General features: G+C 53.4%; 15 protein-coding genes. 12 read left to right on the top strand and 3 right to left on the bottom strand.

Annotation, left to right across the window (positions count from 1 at the left end; genetic code table 11):
• Positions 1–45: 45 nt before the first annotated feature.
• The 7 genes from ACUHMQ_RS11950 to ACUHMQ_RS11920 all read left to right on the top strand — a co-directional run bounded on the left by ACUHMQ_RS11950 (position 46) and on the right by ACUHMQ_RS11920 (position 8,560).
• Positions 46–615 carry an anthranilate synthase component II gene (locus ACUHMQ_RS11950; protein WP_445295688.1) on the top strand — a complete coding sequence of 190 codons (570 nt, stop codon included), beginning with the start codon at positions 46–48 and terminating at the stop codon, positions 613–615.
• Positions 616–689: 74 nt separating this feature from the next.
• A complete protein-coding gene (locus tag ACUHMQ_RS11945; protein ID WP_445295687.1) occupies positions 690–1,985 on the top strand; it encodes an NAD(P)/FAD-dependent oxidoreductase in 1,296 nt (431 codons plus the stop codon).
• A gap of 389 nt (positions 1,986–2,374) precedes the next feature.
• Complete coding sequence (leuA, locus tag ACUHMQ_RS11940; protein ID WP_445295686.1) at positions 2,375–4,054, top strand: 2-isopropylmalate synthase; 1,680 nt, start codon at positions 2,375–2,377, stop codon at positions 4,052–4,054.
• Between the two features lie 173 nt (positions 4,055–4,227).
• The gene (gene trpD / locus ACUHMQ_RS11935; RefSeq protein WP_445295685.1) at positions 4,228–5,256 is read left to right on the top strand and encodes an anthranilate phosphoribosyltransferase; all 1,029 of its coding nucleotides are present in this window, start codon (positions 4,228–4,230) and stop codon (positions 5,254–5,256) included.
• A 2-nt stretch (positions 5,257–5,258) separates the two neighbouring features.
• Entirely contained in the window at positions 5,259–6,047 is a 789-nt protein-coding gene (gene trpC / locus ACUHMQ_RS11930) for an indole-3-glycerol phosphate synthase TrpC (RefSeq protein WP_445295684.1), read from the top strand.
• A gap of 219 nt (positions 6,048–6,266) precedes the next feature.
• Positions 6,267–6,998 carry a glutathione peroxidase gene (locus ACUHMQ_RS11925; RefSeq protein ID WP_445295683.1) on the top strand — a complete coding sequence of 244 codons (732 nt, stop codon included), beginning with the start codon at positions 6,267–6,269 and terminating at the stop codon, positions 6,996–6,998.
• Between the two features lie 170 nt (positions 6,999–7,168).
• Positions 7,169–8,560: a dihydrolipoyl dehydrogenase gene (locus ACUHMQ_RS11920; protein WP_445295682.1), complete on the top strand. Its 1,392-nt coding sequence runs from the start codon at positions 7,169–7,171 to the stop codon at positions 8,558–8,560.
• A 66-nt stretch (positions 8,561–8,626) separates the two neighbouring features.
• Here ACUHMQ_RS11920 and queF read toward each other — a convergent pair whose 3' ends face one another.
• A complete protein-coding gene (queF, locus tag ACUHMQ_RS11915) occupies positions 8,627–9,451 on the bottom strand; it encodes an NADPH-dependent 7-cyano-7-deazaguanine reductase QueF (protein ID WP_445295681.1) in 825 nt (274 codons plus the stop codon).
• Between the two features lie 283 nt (positions 9,452–9,734).
• On the opposite strand from queF, the gene ACUHMQ_RS11910 reads away from it, so the two are divergent.
• The 3 genes from ACUHMQ_RS11910 to aroF all read left to right on the top strand — a co-directional run bounded on the left by ACUHMQ_RS11910 (position 9,735) and on the right by aroF (position 11,765).
• On the top strand, positions 9,735–9,920 hold the full coding sequence (locus ACUHMQ_RS11910; protein WP_445295680.1) for a hypothetical protein: 186 nt from the start codon (positions 9,735–9,737) through the stop codon (positions 9,918–9,920).
• Between the two features lie 77 nt (positions 9,921–9,997).
• The gene (locus ACUHMQ_RS11905) at positions 9,998–10,363 is read left to right on the top strand and encodes a cupin domain-containing protein (RefSeq protein ID WP_445295679.1); all 366 of its coding nucleotides are present in this window, start codon (positions 9,998–10,000) and stop codon (positions 10,361–10,363) included.
• 385 nt (positions 10,364–10,748) lie between these two features.
• Positions 10,749–11,765, top strand: a complete 1,017-nt coding sequence (gene aroF, locus ACUHMQ_RS11900) for a 3-deoxy-7-phosphoheptulonate synthase (protein ID WP_445295678.1) — start codon at positions 10,749–10,751, stop codon at positions 11,763–11,765.
• Positions 11,766–11,833: 68 nt separating this feature from the next.
• Here the strand turns inward: aroF and ACUHMQ_RS11895 are convergent, their stop codons facing one another.
• The gene (locus tag ACUHMQ_RS11895; RefSeq protein WP_445295677.1) at positions 11,834–12,604 is read right to left on the bottom strand and encodes a hypothetical protein; all 771 of its coding nucleotides are present in this window, start codon (positions 12,602–12,604) and stop codon (positions 11,834–11,836) included.
• Positions 12,605–12,700: 96 nt separating this feature from the next.
• Between ACUHMQ_RS11895 and ACUHMQ_RS11890 the strand changes: the two genes are divergently transcribed.
• Positions 12,701–13,555, top strand: a complete 855-nt coding sequence (locus ACUHMQ_RS11890; protein WP_445295676.1) for a prephenate dehydrogenase — start codon at positions 12,701–12,703, stop codon at positions 13,553–13,555.
• 91 nt (positions 13,556–13,646) lie between these two features.
• Here ACUHMQ_RS11890 and ACUHMQ_RS11885 read toward each other — a convergent pair whose 3' ends face one another.
• On the bottom strand, positions 13,647–14,453 hold the full coding sequence (locus tag ACUHMQ_RS11885; protein ID WP_445295675.1) for a FecR family protein: 807 nt from the start codon (positions 14,451–14,453) through the stop codon (positions 13,647–13,649).
• A 355-nt stretch (positions 14,454–14,808) separates the two neighbouring features.
• On the opposite strand from ACUHMQ_RS11885, the gene ACUHMQ_RS11880 reads away from it, so the two are divergent.
• A complete protein-coding gene (locus tag ACUHMQ_RS11880; RefSeq protein ID WP_445295674.1) occupies positions 14,809–15,561 on the top strand; it encodes a substrate-binding periplasmic protein in 753 nt (250 codons plus the stop codon).
• The last annotated feature ends 313 nt before the right edge of the window (positions 15,562–15,874 follow it).

Below are 15,874 nucleotides of genomic sequence, written 5' to 3'. Positions count from 1 at the left end.
AATTCCCCTCATAAAGCAACTAAAATCAACGATTTAAGGTTACATATGCTGCTAGTTATCGACAACTATGATTCTTTTACCTACAACTTGGTTCAGTACTTTGGCGAGCTGGGACAAGAAGTAGAAGTTCACCGTAACGACGAAATCACGCTCGATGAGATCGCCGCGAAAAAACCTAAATATCTCGTCGTTTCGCCAGGGCCTTGTTCACCTAGCGAAGCCGGTATTTCAGTAGAAGCGATCAAACGGTTCGCGGGAGAAATCCCTATTTTGGGTGTCTGCCTGGGGCACCAATCTATCGGCCAAGCTTTTGGCGGCAAAATCATCCATGCCAAGCAGTTGATGCATGGCAAAACCTCTCCCGTCAGCCATACCGATGTCGGTACGTTCAAAAACCTACCTTCTCCCTTCACAGCAACGCGTTATCACTCGCTGGTAATCGAACGTGAAAGCTGCCCGGACTGCCTGGAAATTACTGCCTGGACTGATGATGGTGAAATCATGGGCGTACGGCACAAAACATTGCCGATTGAAGGCGTGCAGTTTCATCCTGAAGCGATCCTGACCGAACATGGCCACCAGATGCTGGGGAATTTCCTCAAAGCTTACGGTTAGCCGCCAGAGCAATTTCGGCCCACTAGGGCGATGTGATGGTTCGTTAAGCAGTCCTTTAAACACCATTTCTGCTCATGCTGTCACCCATCAATCCTTCCTGGTACGCCCAGAGCCAGTGTTCGGTGACACCCCATCCTGCACTACTCGACGATGTGACTGCAGAAGTCGTCATTGTTGGTGGAGGGTTGACCGGTATTTCCGCAGCACTTTATTTAGCGGAGCGTGGCGTCAATATCGTGCTCCTGGAAGCAGACCGTATAGGTTCCCAAGCTTCTGGACGTAATGGCGGACAGGCCTTACAAGGCTTGGCAGCGAGTATGGAAGTGGTTGAACGGGCAGTAGGCATTGAGACTGCCAAGTCGATATGGTCAATGAGTTGCGAAGGGCTCACGGAGCTGAAGGGCAATATCGATCGCTTCCACATCCCCTGTAATCTGGTCGAAAAAGGGTATGTCTATGCGGCTTGCCATGCCGGGCAGATGGCTGCGCTTGGCGAATGGCAAGCCTATATGGCCCATCGCTACGGTTACAAGAGTTTCCAGTTACTCGATCAGTCCGGTATGTCAGCACATGTTGCCAGCAATGCTTATGTTGGTGGTCTGTACGATCCGCACGAAGCCCATCTCGATCCGCTTGCTTATACGCTGGGCTTGGCACAGGCAGCTAAAGACATTGGTGCGAATTTCTATGAGTACAGTCGTGTAATCAGCTGGCAGCGAGAGAAGGGGTATTGGCGCATCCGGACAGCCACTGGCAGCATACGATGTCAGCAGATATTGCTAGCGGTAAATACCGGCGCAGTAGGCCTCTCGCCCGAGCTGGCGCGCTATTTTCTCCCGGTCGATAGTTTTATCGTCGCGACAGCGCCACTCGGTATCGAACGTACCCAAAAGCTGATTCCCAGTGGGGTAGCCATAGCCGACTGTAACCGGGTGCTCAACTACTTCCGGCTAAGCCACGATCATCGCTTGCTGTTTGGTGGGCGTAGTACGGGTTCTTCATACGACCGAACAGAAAATACCCGTCAACGGATGCTGGCTGTGTTTCCGGAACTAGCCGATGCAGCCATTGAATATGCATGGGGTGGACAAGTCGATGTTCCGCCTAACAAATTGCCGCAGTTTGGCCGACTGGACGACAGCATTTACTACGCCCAGGGCTTTTGTGGCCACGGTCTGGCGCTCACCGGTCTTGCGGGTAAACTGGTCGCCGAGGCGATGACTAGGCGACCTGAGCGTTTCAATCAATTCGCGGCACTACCCAAGATGCGCCTACCTACGCATATCCCCGGTTTCAGCCAACTTGCTGTCACGTTTGGCATGGGTTGGTTTGCATTTTGCGATTGGCTGGAGGCCAGTTGGTACGCTTAGCCCCATCGCCACTAAAACTAAAAAGTGCTTGACCACAGCCAGTTGCTGCATTTACGGTTAGGTCTATGACCTATCGTCAGCAAACCCTATCGCTACGACTACCCCTAGCCCGCTCCTCGGGCCTGGGTTTGCTGCTGCGCTCCTCGCGCGCTTGATTTTCCCCTCCCAGTCCTGAAGAGCATCGCCACCCGCGAGGGTTGGCTGCGCTCAACCAAATCCATTTTTACAGCACCACACAGGAATCTCATCATGCTTCGTCTTATTGATCTATCGCTACGACTGCGCAACGGTTGCCCGGCCATGAGCACGCGACAGCCCGGCAGCCTTCTGTTTCCCCGCAAACAGACCATCGCATCCGTACCGACATCACGACGATCACGAGAGACGCCATGTTAAAGAATGCAAACAGCAAATACCGCCCTTTCCCCGCCATTGTGCTGCCCAATCGCACTTGGCCTGCCAAAGTCATCGAACACGCTCCGATCTGGATGAGTACAGACCTGCGCGATGGCAACCAAGCCTTGTTCGAACCGATGAACGCCGAGCGCAAGCTGCGCATGTTCGAAACGCTGGTGCAGATTGGCGTCAAGGAAATCGAAGTTGCCTTTCCTTCCGCCTCGCAAACCGACTTCGACTTTGTCCGTAAGCTGATCGACGAAGACCGTATTCCCGCCGACGTCACCATCGAGGTACTGACCCAGGCGCGTGAGCATCTGATTCACCGTACCATCGAATCACTGATTGGCGCACGCCGCGCCATCGTCCATGTCTACAACGCTACCGCCCGCCCTTGGCGTGAACAGGTGTTCGGGATGGAGCGCGATGATGTACGCAGCCTCGCTGTCGAAGCCGTCGGCCTGATCAAGACATTGACCGCGCAATACCCCGAAACTGAATGGGTCTTGCAATACAGTCCCGAAACCTTCAGCCAGACAGAACCCGACTTCGCCTTGGAAATCTGTAACGCCGTCATCGACACTTGGTGCCCAAGCCCAGCCAGTAAGCTGATCATCAACCTGCCTGCCACGGTGGAAGCTGCCACGCCGAATGTATATGCCGATCAGGTCGAGTTCATGCATCGCCACCTCAAGCAACGCGATAGTGTTGTGCTGAGCGTCCATCCGCATAACGACCGGGGTACCGCCGTTGCTGCAGCGGAATTGGCCATCATGGCGGGTGCAGATCGCGTGGAAGGCTGCCTGTTTGGCAATGGCGAACGCACTGGTAATGTTGACCTGGTTACCCTGGCGTTGAACCTGTACACACAGGGCGTCGACCCGGGCCTGGATTTCGCCGATATCAACCATGTGGCGCGTACGGTGGAAGACTGTACGCAACTGCCCATCCACCCCCGCCACCCTTATGTGGGTGACCTGGTCTTCACTGCGTTTTCAGGCTCGCACCAGGATGCGATCAAGAAAGGTCTGTCCTGTCGTCAAGCAGGGGATATCTGGGATGTACCGTACCTGCCCATCGACCCAGCTGACCTTGGCCGTAATTACGAATCTGTCATCCGTGTGAACAGCCAATCGGGCAAAGGGGGCATTGCCTATCTGCTTGAGGCCCACTACGGCCTCGTAATGCCCCGACGCTTGCAGGTAGAGTTCAGCGGTGTCGTCCAAAAGCATACCGATGCCACAGGCGCGGAAGTGAATGCCGACGAGTTATGGCGCATGTTTGGCCAGGAATACCTCGATGCCCAAACCCCAATGCGCCTGCACGGGCACCACTTGCTAGAAGAAGGCAGTGAGCAAGGGATTGAATTGATCGTGGAAATCGATGGGAAAACACGAAAGCTGGGCGGTAGCGGCAATGGCCCGATTGCAGCGGCCGTCGCAGCACTCGGTACACCTGTCAGGGTAATGTCCTACGAGGAAAGATCGCTCGGCCACGGTGCCGATGCAAGAGCAGTGGCTTTTGTTGAGGTCGCTATGGAAGGCGTAGACGGCAGCGTATTTGGCGTCGGCCTGCACAGCAACATCATTACCGCTTCCATCTTGGCGTTGATCAGCGCTACCAACCGTGCCACAGCCCGTACCCCGGCTGGCATGGCTCATCAAGCGGCATAAGCGCTTGTTTGAATCGCCGCTGTCTGCCGCACCACAAGTGCAGCAGGTGGCGGTGTTTGTGCGACACCTCCTCTTCGGGTGACAGGGTTCAGCCAAGCCCACACTTGGTACACCTGCGCTAGCCGGCTAGAATCGACGACCTTCCCTACCCAGTCCTCTTATAGGCCCGCTCCATGATCACCCCGCAAGCTGCGCTGAATCGCCTTATCGATGGTAACGAGCTCTTCTACGACGAAATGTTGTCGGTCATGCGCCAGATCATGAATGGCGAAATGAGCCCGGTGCATACTGCCGCCATCCTGGTTGGCTTGCGCGTAAAAGTGGAAACCGTATCCGAGATTGCCGCAGCGGCTACCGTGATGCGGGAACTTGCCAGCAAGGTGATAGTAAAAGACCGGCACCATCTGATCGACACCTGCGGAACCGGTGGCGACGGGGCCCATACCTTCAATATTTCCACCACAGCGGCTTTTGTTGCTGCAGCTGCGGGTGCCAAAGTGGCGAAACACGGTAACCGCAGTGTTTCATCCAGCAGCGGGTCCGCTGATGTGCTGGAGGCTCTGGGTGTTAACCTGGCACTGACACCAGATCAGGTTGGCCAATGTATCGATGAAGTGGGCGTGGGTTTCATGTTTGCCCCCAATCATCACGGTGCCATGAAGAATGTCAGCGCCATACGCCGTGAGCTCGGCGTACGCACCATCTTCAATATTCTGGGACCACTAACCAACCCCGCTGCAGCCGACAATCAAGTCATGGGTGTGTTCCATCCCGACCTCGTCGGTATCCAGGCACGGGTACTGAAAGAGCTGGGCAGCCACCATGTGCTGGTCGTACACGGCCGCGATGGCCTCGATGAGATCAGCCTGTTTGACACAACGCTCGTCGCTGAACTAAAAGACGGCGAGATCAACGAATATGTATTCGACCCGCGTGAACATGGCTTCATGTTCTGCGACCCGGCGGCCTTGAAGGCCAACAGCCCGGCTGAATCGAAAGCCAAAGTCGAAGCGGTGCTTGCCAATGAAGCTGGACCATGCCGCGATATTGTTGTCCTGAACGCCGGTGCAGCTATTTATGCTGCCGGCCTTGCCGACACCATCAGCAAGGGTTTTCAGACTGCCGCAGCTGTCATTGCCAGCGGCGCAGCCCGTGCCAAACTTAATGCCCTGGTCACCATGACCCAATCTTTTAAAGCCTGACCATGTCCGACATCCTGAACAAGATTCTCGCCACCAAAGCTGAAGAGGTCGCGGCTGCCCGCAAGCAAAAGCCACTGGAAGCCATTCGTGCCGAAGCTGAGGCCAACCGTGACCTGCGGGATTTCGTAGCTGCCCTGCGCAACAAGTACGCTGACAATCAAGCTGCCGTTATTGCCGAAATCAAGAAGGCTAGCCCATCAAAAGGCATCATCCGTGAGGACTTTCAGCCGGCTGAGATTGCCGCGGACTATGCCGCCCATGGAGCAGCGTGTTTGTCGGTCCTCACCGATCAGCAGTATTTCCAGGGGCATGCCGACTACCTGAAGGCTGCCCGTGCTGCCTGCAACCTGCCCGTATTGCGCAAGGAATTCATCGTCGATGCCTATCAGGTCTATGAAGCCCGCGCCATGGGGGCGGACTGTATTCTGCTGATTGTAGGGGCGCTCGAAACGTCGCATATGCAGGAACTCGAAGCCTTGGCGCACGAGCTGGGTATGGCCGTGCTGGTCGAGTCGCACGATGGTAAGGAACTCGACGAAGCGCTGAAACTCAAGACGCCGCTGATCGGCATCAACAACCGCAATCTGCGTACCTTCGAAGTCAGCCTGCAAACCACCTTGAAGCTGTTGGAAGAAATCCCTAGCGATCGCATCGTGATTACCGAGTCGGGCATCCTCAAACCCGCCGATGTCGCCTTGATGTTGGAGCACGAGGTGTATGCCTTCCTGGTTGGGGAAGCATTTATGCGCCAGCCATCACCAGGCAAAGAGCTGGCAAAGCTGTTTGGCTGAAGAACCAGTTAAAAACACATCCTTATCCGATATCAAGTCAACGCCACCCTATGGGTGGCGTTATTTTTTGAGCCTCAGAGATACCCGCCAGCAAGTATTAATAGCAATTCCATATCGGAACATTTGTAACAATAAATTGGATCAATACTTCTTGAGCCCGGATACTGCATGCCATCGCTGCCATGCAGCCCATTCCGCAACGCAAAGGAGTCTTTTCCAATGTTGAAGAACCATGAAGGCCAGGCAGTTCCCAAGGTCACTTTCCGTATCCGCCAAAACAACGAGTGGACGAGCGTGACAACGGATGAGCTGTTCAAGAACAAAACCGTGGCCGTGTTCTCTCTGCCTGGTGCCTTCACCCCTACCTGTTCCAGCACGCACCTGCCACGCTACAACGAACTGGCCCCTGTTTTCTTCAAGCATGGCGTCGATGCCATTTTATGTGTATCGGTCAATGACACCTTTGTAATGAATGAATGGGCCAAGGACCAGGAATCGCAAAACATCATGATGATTCCCGACGGCAACGGTGAGTTCACCGACGGTATGGGTATGCTGGTCAACAAGGCCGATCTGGGTTTTGGCAAGCGCAGCTGGCGTTACTCGATGCTGGTCAAGAACGGCATCGTAGACAAGATGTTCGTGGAGCCGGAAAAAGACGGCGATCCATTTGAAGTCTCGGATGCCGACACCATGCTGGCCTACATTGCCCCAGAAGCCAAAAAGCCTAACCAGGTTGTCGTATTTTCCAAGGAAGGTTGTCCGTTCTGCGCCAAGGCAAAACAACTGCTGAGCGACCAAGGATATGAGTACATTGATCTGCCACTGGACCACAAAGTACGCGGTAAGGTGCTCGGCGCCGTCAGCGGCACAATGACCGCGCCGCAAGTCTTCATTAACGGCAAATTGATCGGCGGTGCTGAAGCACTCGAGGCACATCTCACAGCCTGAGAACCTGATCGAGACAAATCGTGAACAGGTTCTAAAGTGGACGCTGGGATAAACACGTTCCCAGCGCCTATTGCGCATCATCAGCCCCCCAAGTCAGACCTTATCGTATTAGGTACTGCCTGACTTGGCGTTACGCCGTTCTATTTCTTGGCAATCGATTAGGAAACCTCATGAACATCTTGCATACCGACATCGCCATCATCGGCGCCGGCACAGCGGGCCTTGCCGCTTACCGTGCAGCCAAGGCTGCCGGCAAAACAGCACTGCTGATTGAAGGTGGCCCTTATGGCACCACCTGCGCACGTGTCGGATGCATGCCTTCCAAACTCCTGATCGCAGCCGCAGAAGCAGCGTATGACATGCGCCATGCAGCTGCATTCGGCATCCATATCGACGGCGATATCCGCATTGATGGTCGTGAAGTAATGAACCGTGTACGGCGTGAACGGGATCGTTTTGTCGGCTTCGTATTAAAGGGGGTCGAAAATATTCCCGAAGAAGACCGATTACGTGGCTATGCCCGGTTCATCGACAACCAAACCCTGGCTGTGGATGACCATACCACCGTCAAAGCCCGTCGCATTGTCATCGCCACCGGGTCCAGCCCTGCTATTCCTGTCCACTTTCAAACCTTGGGCGATCGACTCATCGTCAACGACGATGTATTCAACTGGGAAACCTTACCGCGCCGTGTAGCGGTATTCGGCCCGGGCGTCATCGGCTTGGAATTGGGCCAGGCGCTGTCCCGCCTTGATGTCACTACCCGGGTATTTGGCCGTGGCGGTGGTATTGGTCCATTCAGCGACCCAATCATCCGCGACTATGCCCGCACGGTGTTTCAAGGGCAGTTCTATCTCGACCCGGATGTGAAAATAGATACCCTGCAACGGGAAGGTGACGAGGTAGTGATCACTTACCGTAACCTGCAAGGGGAAAAGATAACGGAGCATTTCGATTACGTACTGGCCGCTACTGGCCGACAGCCGAATGTTGACGGGCTTGACCTGCAAAATGCCGGCATTGAACTCGATCAATCTGGTGTGCCGCTATTTGATGCAGCAACCCTGCAATGTGGTCAGTCCACTATCTTTATTGCCGGGGATGCCAATAACATCCTGCCCCTGTTGCATGAAGCTGCCGACGAAGGCAAAACCGCTGGTGAGAACGCTGCCCGCTACCCGCATGTAAAACCCGGGCTGCGCCGTGCGCCGATCGCCGTCGTGTTTTCCGACCCACAGCTTGCCATGGTCGGTAAACGGCATGCCGACCTGCCCCCTCGCAGTTTTGTCACCGGTGTCGTCAGCTTCGAAGACCAAGGCCGCAGTCGTGTGATGCTGAAGAACAAGGGCCTGATGCATATCTATGCAGACCTGGAAACAGGGCGCTTCCTGGGTGCTGAATGGATGGGCCCTCGGGCGGAAAACATCGCTCATCTTCTAGCATGGGCCTACCAGCAGGAACTGACTATCAACCAGATGTTGGATATGCCCTTCTACCACCCGGTAGTGGAGGAAGGTCTTCGCACCGCGTTACGCGATGCGGCCGCGAAGCTGATCGCTTAGAATCTCTTTACGATCTGTTGCGAGCAGCTGTCAGCAGATCGTAAACAAGTTCTTAGTTATCTTGAGCTACTGACGTGCAGCACGAAGATTTGCCGGTGTTGCCTGGGTAAAGCTGGTCCGGAAGGGATTGATATCCAAGCCGCCACGGCGCGTATAGCGCGCATAGACTGCCAGTGCCTGCGGCCTGCATTGGCGCATAACGTCCATGAAAATGCGCTCTACGCACTGTTCGTGAAATTCGTTGTGCTGGCGGAAGGAAACTAGGTACTGCAGCAAGCCAGCCCGGTCGATTGCCTCGCCACGATAGCGAATCTGCACGCTGCCCCAATCCGGCTGGCCGGTTACCAGACAGTTGGACTTGAGCAGGTTCGAGCATAGCGTCTCTTCCACAACACCTTCATCTGCCACGGTACGCAGTAGTGAAGGCGTAGGCTGATAGTGCTCGATCTCCACATCAAGATTATCAATACAGTAGCCTTCAAGCTCCGCCATCTGTTCGCAGCCAAATGCGTCTGGCAGAACAATGCGTACGCTCACCGTGCTGCCTGCAGCAGCACTCAAATCATGGCTTAGTCGAGCTTTAAGTTCTTCCACACTCTCAAGCCGGGTTTGGTTGAAGCTGTTGAGATACAGCTTGAAGCTTTTCGACTCAATGATATTGGGTGAATCCGCCGGTACATTGAAACTTGCCAATGCCACTTGCGGCTTGCCTTTTGGATTCAGCCAAGAAAGCTCATAGGCATTCCATATATCACTCCCGAAAAACGGCAATACCGCTGGCACGCCAATTTCGTCACGTTTACCTTGTCGTGGAATGGGAAACAACAGACTCGGGTCGTATTGCTCGACATAAGCACTTGTTTTACCCAGGGGAGAAAGCTCGGGATGCATATAGCTGCTCGGTTAAGTTGGTAAATTATAGGTGCGCTGCACTTCGATGAAACCGACTGGCAAATACTTTTAGAAGTCACATGTTCACTCGGCAAACACAGCTTGCTCCATCGTTGTCAGCGGATCTCGCCATAGTTCACAAAGCAAAAAAGTACACGTTGAAGAGAGCGTGTAATTTTACCCGGCTTATGTTCGGTTTACTCTTCGCTTTCCCCCGTTTGGAGGATGAGTAGGGTAAGGCAAATGACTAGCATGAATTTCTCAAAAACAGCCGGCTATCATCATGCTCGAACTGATCCTGGGTGTTGCGCTGCTGCTTGTTGTTGCCATGTGGGCTTTCTATTTCCATGCCAGCCGACGTGAACGACTCATCTTCGTAAGGCGGGACAAGCCGGACATCATGATGAACCGCGCTACCATCCAAACTCTAGCGCGGCTGCGTGCACATGATAAATCAGTACTGGGTTAACAAAAGGCAAAGCCCTCCTGCCTTCAGGATCTGTTTCTGCATGAGATAATACGGCCCTCTTTTTTCAGGAATTCGCCGTGTCATCCATCATTGCCTTTTCCCATCAGAACACCCTGCCGGAATACGACTTTCCCAAAGAAGCCCGCCGCATCAAGGGTACGCCGCAACGTACCACCTGGAATCATTTCACCAACAAATCAGGCGAAGTATTTGCCGGCGTATGGGCCTGCGAAGTGGGTAGCTGGCGTATCGAGTTTGGTGCGGACGAAGATGAGTTCTTTATTGTTACCCAGGGACGCTGCCGCATTATCGACGAGGCGGGTACCGCGGTTGAAGCAGGCCCTGGTGAATCGCTTGTGATTCCTGCTGGTTTCAAAGGGGTATTCGAAGTGCTGGAACCCATACAGAAGCACTATGTCATCGTGGAGCGTAAAAGCAGCTGACACGCTGGCTGATTCAGCCTTGCTACGCAAACCTATCGTCCGTTGACCGTGCAAGGTGAAAGTAAAATTGCTGCAAAGCCGAAATTTTTCAGTTAAGCTCCGGTCAGTATTTTCAACAGTCGAACGTCATACGAACACCATGCGCCAGCAAAACGTCTTTTTCTCGTTTTATTACTTCCCGTCCACGAGTTGACACGGGCTGGCCTGTTTCGTACTGAAGAAACCAGGATCAAAAAATAAGGCGGGCCCCTCACAAGGGCCCGCCTTTTTATTTGTACTTTTTCCGTGGGTCGATGCGTTGGTCGCAAGGTTGTCCTGATCAAGCAACCCTGTGAGCCAAAGCTCCGATCTGCTTTATTGCCGTCGCCCCTATAGAGGAAACACTATGATCATCGTCATGTCCCCCACCGCCAGCCCAGCCGATCTTGATACCGTCGTCGCCAAGATTCGCGACGCTGGCCTCACCGAACATATTTCGCGTGGCAGCGAGCGCACCATCGTTGGTGCCATTGGCGACGAACGCAAACTCAGCGAACAGACCTTTGAACAGATGACCGGTGTCGAGCGTGCCATCCATATCGTCAAGCCCTATAAACTCGTCGCGCGCGAAGGCCACCCCGCCGGCAGCATTATCGATATTCGCGGTACTAAGCTCGGCGGAAACCAGATCCAGGTGATTGCGGGTCCTTGCTCAGTTGAAACCCAGGAACAAATGAAACTTGCCGCGGAGGGTGTAGCGGAAGCCGGCTGCCGCATGATGCGTGGTGGTGCATTCAAACCAAGAACCAGCCCTTATGCTTTCCAAGGTTTGGGGGTACAAGGTTTGGAATTCTTCCAGAATGCCGCTCGCGAACACGATATGCCTATCGTAACCGAGTTGATGGACGTGCGTATGCTCGATACCTTCCTGGAACACGATGTTGATGTGATTCAGATCGGTGCGCGCAATATGCAGAACTTTGATCTGCTGAAAGAAGTCGGCCGGGTTAACAAACCTGTCATCCTGAAGCGTGGCTTGTCGGCCACGATTTCAGAGTGGTTGATGGCAGCTGAATACATTGCTGCAGGCGGGAACAACAACATCATCCTGTGTGAGCGCGGTATCCGTACCTTCGAAACCGCTTACCGCAATGTGCTCGATGTAACCGCCATTCCTGTGATGAAAAAAGAAACCCACTTGCCAATACTCGTCGACCCAAGCCATGCCGGAGGTAAAGCCTGGATGGTGCCGGCCTTGTCACGCGCCGCCATCGCTGCAGGGGCAGATGGTCTTCTGGTTGAGATGCATCCCAATCCTTGCGAGGCATGGTGTGATGCTGACCAGGCACTGACGCCACAAGAACTGAAGGAGCTGATGGATTCTCTACGCCTGATTGCCCAGGCTGTGGGGCGCAGCCTTTAATTCAATTGCTGTTATATCCAGTACACCCCTTTTCCCCCGGTTAAGGGGTGGCACTGATGAGTATGAACTTATCCCCTGCCAAGCCGCTCATAATGTTTCCCAAGATCAAGCGCGATTTGATAGATACGATCACTGGTGGTGATTACATTACGTCGTAGCTGAGGGTCGGTATTTTTCTTTGCCAGCTCATCGATAGCGTGTTGGAAGAAAAACCATTGTTGTTCCAGTAATAGCAATTCGTCCTTCAAGGCAGCATCATTGTTCGACAGCGCCCTGAGTTGACGATCCAGGGTAATGAACTCATGGCGAGTATCGGCCAGATCACGTTGTAGGAAGGGTTGCTTCAGACCCATTGCCTGCAAAAGGTAAGTCTTGGCCAAACGCTGAGACAGCATGGCGATATCAGCAACCATCCTACTGGGCTTGTGCTTCACCCCCAAACGCTGAGCGACGATCTCCTGGCCTTTGCGAGCAATCCAGCTTACTTCCTCGGAAAGTTCTGCCAACTGAGAGGCACCACTGTGCGAACCAGGTGCATCTGTCAGTTTTTGGTAATCTGCCCAAAGCTGGGCCAGCAGCATGTAGTTGTCGGCCAATTCTGCATCGTCAGCGCTGAGCATACGCAGAAGCTCAAGCTGTTTGCTGAACTGTGTACTGGCCAGCTTATGCTGACGGGTCGCCTCTGCAGATTCACCCTCCAGGCTGCGCCAAGCGTAGATTCTTGCAATACGCTCGCTCAATCGTTGCTGGCTGGTGGCCACTTGCATCATCTCTGCCGGTAGGTCGGCAGCATTCAAATTTAAACCAAACAGCAAAAAGAAAAGTACGATCAAGCGCATGGAAATTTACTCATCATTCAATAGTGGATTCTCCCTTGGTCGGAAAAGTGACCGGATACTTACAATGATGACATGGCAAACACGGAGAACGACGTAGTGCTGAACAAATTGGTGATCATTGGCGTCGGTTTGATTGGCGGATCTCTTTCCCTGGATCTCAAGCGTGCCCGGCTCGTCAAACAAGTGGTTGGTGTGGGCCGTTCAACAGCCAATCTGGACCGCGCCTTGCAACTTCAGGTGATCGACATTGCAGAAACCAATGCCGCCAAGGCAGTTCATGACGCTGATCTGGTTTTCCTGGCTATTCCGGTCGGACAAATGGATGGCGTGCTGGCCCATATTGCGCCAGCTTTATCTGCCAATGCCATCGTGACCGATGGTGGCAGCACCAAAGCCGATGTCGCCCTGCTGTATCGCAAACATCTGGCGGATAGCCTGTACCGCTGCCAACCGGCCCATCCCATTGCCGGGTCGGATCTTTCCGGCGCAGCTGCGGCACGCTATGGCTTGTATGAGAATAAGAAGGTGGTGCTCACCCCACTTGCGGAAACCGCTGCCGAGACCACAGCCAAGGTTGCGTCACTCTGGCAGGCATGTGGTGCCCAGATCGTGCAGATGAGTCCAACAGAACATGACGCCGTATTCGCCGCAGTCAGCCATCTACCCCACGTCCTGGCCTTCACCTATATGAATACGATACTTGCCAGGTCAGACGCCCAGACCTGCCTGCAGTTAGCTGGTAGCGGATTTCGCGACTTCACCCGTATCGCCGGCAGCCACCCGGAAATGTGGCGCGATATCGTCATGGCCAACCGCACAGCCCTGCTTTCCGACTTGGCCGCTTTCAAGCAACAGCTGGAGCAACTGACAGCACAACTGGAAGCTAGTAATGCCGAAGCAATCCTGCAGACATTTCTGGCTGCCAGCAAAGTGCGTAGTAACTGGCAATAGAAAACATTAAAGGCGTCGCTTGCGACGCCTTTAACAAAATACTCAACCACCTGACCTATCTTTAATTACTTTCAATCAGTGCCCAGATTCTTTACTGACCACTACCTTGGTGCGTTGTACTGCTGTGGTGAGTAGAAGAGCTGTCATCGCTATCGGACGTGACTGCCACAACTGCGGCAATACCTACCCCCACAGCAATTGCGGTAGAACCAACGCCACCAAGTACACCACCTGCAGCGCCAGTCTCTGCCCCAACTGATGCACTACCTGCAGCGCTGGTCGACACCGCACCAAGCGATAGATTGGGTAGGGAACCGAATACACCTGCAGGCAATTGCGACAAACTAACCAATTGCGAAGCATTCGCCCCTGCAGTGGCAGAATATTGGCCTGCATCGACAAGCAATGAGTTGGCGCCATTCTTAACCGTAATCCCGCCAGCATTTACACCCGTATATAAGCTATTACCCTGTAGCGCGGCCATCCAGTCACTACCGCGAATACCAATCGTAGCGGTAGGTGTATTCAGGCGGAATGCAGCTTTGTTCTGTTGACCAATCAATCCTGTCACAGCACGTAAAGTGCCTCGCAGCATCGAGAAAAACGCATTACCGTCTTCTGGCTGTGCACGGTTGAAACGGAATTGATCAATAGTGAAGTCGGTATTTTTTTCCAATGCAATCACTTGGCCATCGTCAAAACGAAGGATGGCAAAACCATTGCTGCCCGTGACAATCTTGCTCCCCGCCTCAACCCTGGCACCATCTACCAGCGGTTTGCTGCTGCCATCTTTTCCTGTAACAGAAATCTGCCCACGTACCGTAGTCACATTCGCAGCGGCCAGCGCAGTAACCGTCAACAAGCTGGCAAGTATGGATTGGGCAAGCTTAGAGCACATAAAAAACTCCTGAAATTAGGTAGTCGCCAAGTCAATCTGTTGTAGCACTTGCGCCTCATCAACCCAAATACCAAAGTATTCACCCCGGGAATAAGTGACGCGTAATAAAATATGCTTACAATTAGTGCAGTATTAACTGAGCATAAATTACAGATTATATATCACTGCTTTTTTTAATCTGCTTTATGCTGCTGTAACGATCCAGGCTCGTCCTATTGCGCAAGCAGCGCATTTACAACGCCATTCGCAGTAACCTAAAGTTAATCAGTACCCTTGTATTACGCTGGGGCTGACACGCGCAGATTGGCGCTACTCAGTGGTAGCCGAGGAACAGGTCATGTGGCCAACAGGGAAAATGTTCGGAATAGGCTGGCTGGCACTGTCACTATTGGGCAGCTCGGCCCTGGCAGACAAACAGACCGTGGTACTGCTTGGCGATGACGACTACTCACCCTATAGCTTTGCAGATGCGGATGGTGTAGCACAAGGTATCTACGCCGACATGCTGCGTAAAATCAGCGCGGCCATGCCCAACTTTGTTATCCAGTTGAAACCGGAACCCTGGAAACGGGCCATCAAACATGTGGAAGTCGGCGAGGCAATGGGATTTTATCCGCCTTATAAAAAGCCCGATGTACGGCCCAATATGGAGTATTCGGTCCCTTTGCTGACTGAAACCGTCGTGCTGTTATGTACCGACAAGATCGTGAGATCCCACAAAGGTGTGAGCTGGCCAAGTGGCTTTACCGGTTTAACCTTTGGAAACAACGCCGGCTTTCATATTCTCGGGGAACCCTTTTTCGCTATGCTCGCGGCGGGCAAAGTAAAGCTCGATGAGGCGAAAACGACTGAGTCGAATCTGCGCAAACTCATCAAAGGCCGTATCGACTGCTACGCCAATGACCGGCGAGCCATCGAAACAGAAGCTAAGCGTTTTAACCTTGATATGAGCGATGTCAGTGAACTTATCGTAGTTGGCAAGGAATACTCTTATGTCGGCTACACCAGCAAACGCAATAGATTTCCCTACTTTGCTGCTTTCATGAAAGAGTTCGACGAGACCGTGCTCAAACTGCACGCGGCAGGACAACTCCCAGCACCAGAGTAAAGCCCACAAATGGAAAGTATGCTTTTCACCGCTCAGCCACAAATTTGAATCTGTTTATGGTCTCGCGCGCTAAAGCGAGACTAGGCAAAAAACGCCGAGGAAGCGGAGTTTACTCATGGTAAATGAGCATTCCGAGGAGGGGCAACGCCGTATCGCTAACGCGCAGCAGACTTTGAACTGGTTCTTAGAACCTGTTCAAAGTCTTTTCATCTAGCTCCAGACCGGCGATGCTTGCCCAATGAGAACCCCTTACCCCAGCGATATCAGTCGCGAACAATTCGAAGCCATCCGCCCTTTGCTGGAAAACGCCCGT

It is taken from the genome of Chitinimonas violaceus, from assembly GCF_052601015.1.
The sequence above is the reverse complement of the archived record's forward strand: the minus strand, read 5'-3'. Positions and strand labels throughout refer to the sequence as shown.

What these genes read in the sequence shown, in the direction of transcription:
- ACUHMQ_RS11950 (WP_445295688.1), top strand. Translation starts at nt 46, where the DNA reads ATGCTGCTAGTTATCGACAACTATGATTCTTTTACCTACAACTTGGTT.
- ACUHMQ_RS11945 (WP_445295687.1), top strand. Translation starts at nt 690, where the DNA reads ATGCTGTCACCCATCAATCCTTCCTGGTACGCCCAGAGCCAGTGTTCG.
- leuA (WP_445295686.1), top strand. Translation starts at nt 2,375, where the DNA reads ATGTTAAAGAATGCAAACAGCAAATACCGCCCTTTCCCCGCCATTGTG.
- trpD (WP_445295685.1), top strand. Translation starts at nt 4,228, where the DNA reads ATGATCACCCCGCAAGCTGCGCTGAATCGCCTTATCGATGGTAACGAG.
- trpC (WP_445295684.1), top strand. Translation starts at nt 5,259, where the DNA reads ATGTCCGACATCCTGAACAAGATTCTCGCCACCAAAGCTGAAGAGGTC.
- ACUHMQ_RS11925 (WP_445295683.1), top strand. Translation starts at nt 6,267, where the DNA reads ATGTTGAAGAACCATGAAGGCCAGGCAGTTCCCAAGGTCACTTTCCGT.
- ACUHMQ_RS11920 (WP_445295682.1), top strand. Translation starts at nt 7,169, where the DNA reads ATGAACATCTTGCATACCGACATCGCCATCATCGGCGCCGGCACAGCG.
- queF (WP_445295681.1), bottom strand. Translation starts at nt 9,451, where the DNA reads ATGCATCCCGAGCTTTCTCCCCTGGGTAAAACAAGTGCTTATGTCGAG.
- ACUHMQ_RS11910 (WP_445295680.1), top strand. Translation starts at nt 9,735, where the DNA reads ATGCTCGAACTGATCCTGGGTGTTGCGCTGCTGCTTGTTGTTGCCATG.
- aroF (WP_445295678.1), top strand. Translation starts at nt 10,749, where the DNA reads ATGATCATCGTCATGTCCCCCACCGCCAGCCCAGCCGATCTTGATACC.
- ACUHMQ_RS11895 (WP_445295677.1), bottom strand. Translation starts at nt 12,604, where the DNA reads ATGCGCTTGATCGTACTTTTCTTTTTGCTGTTTGGTTTAAATTTGAAT.
- ACUHMQ_RS11885 (WP_445295675.1), bottom strand. Translation starts at nt 14,453, where the DNA reads ATGTGCTCTAAGCTTGCCCAATCCATACTTGCCAGCTTGTTGACGGTT.
- ACUHMQ_RS11880 (WP_445295674.1), top strand. Translation starts at nt 14,809, where the DNA reads ATGTTCGGAATAGGCTGGCTGGCACTGTCACTATTGGGCAGCTCGGCC.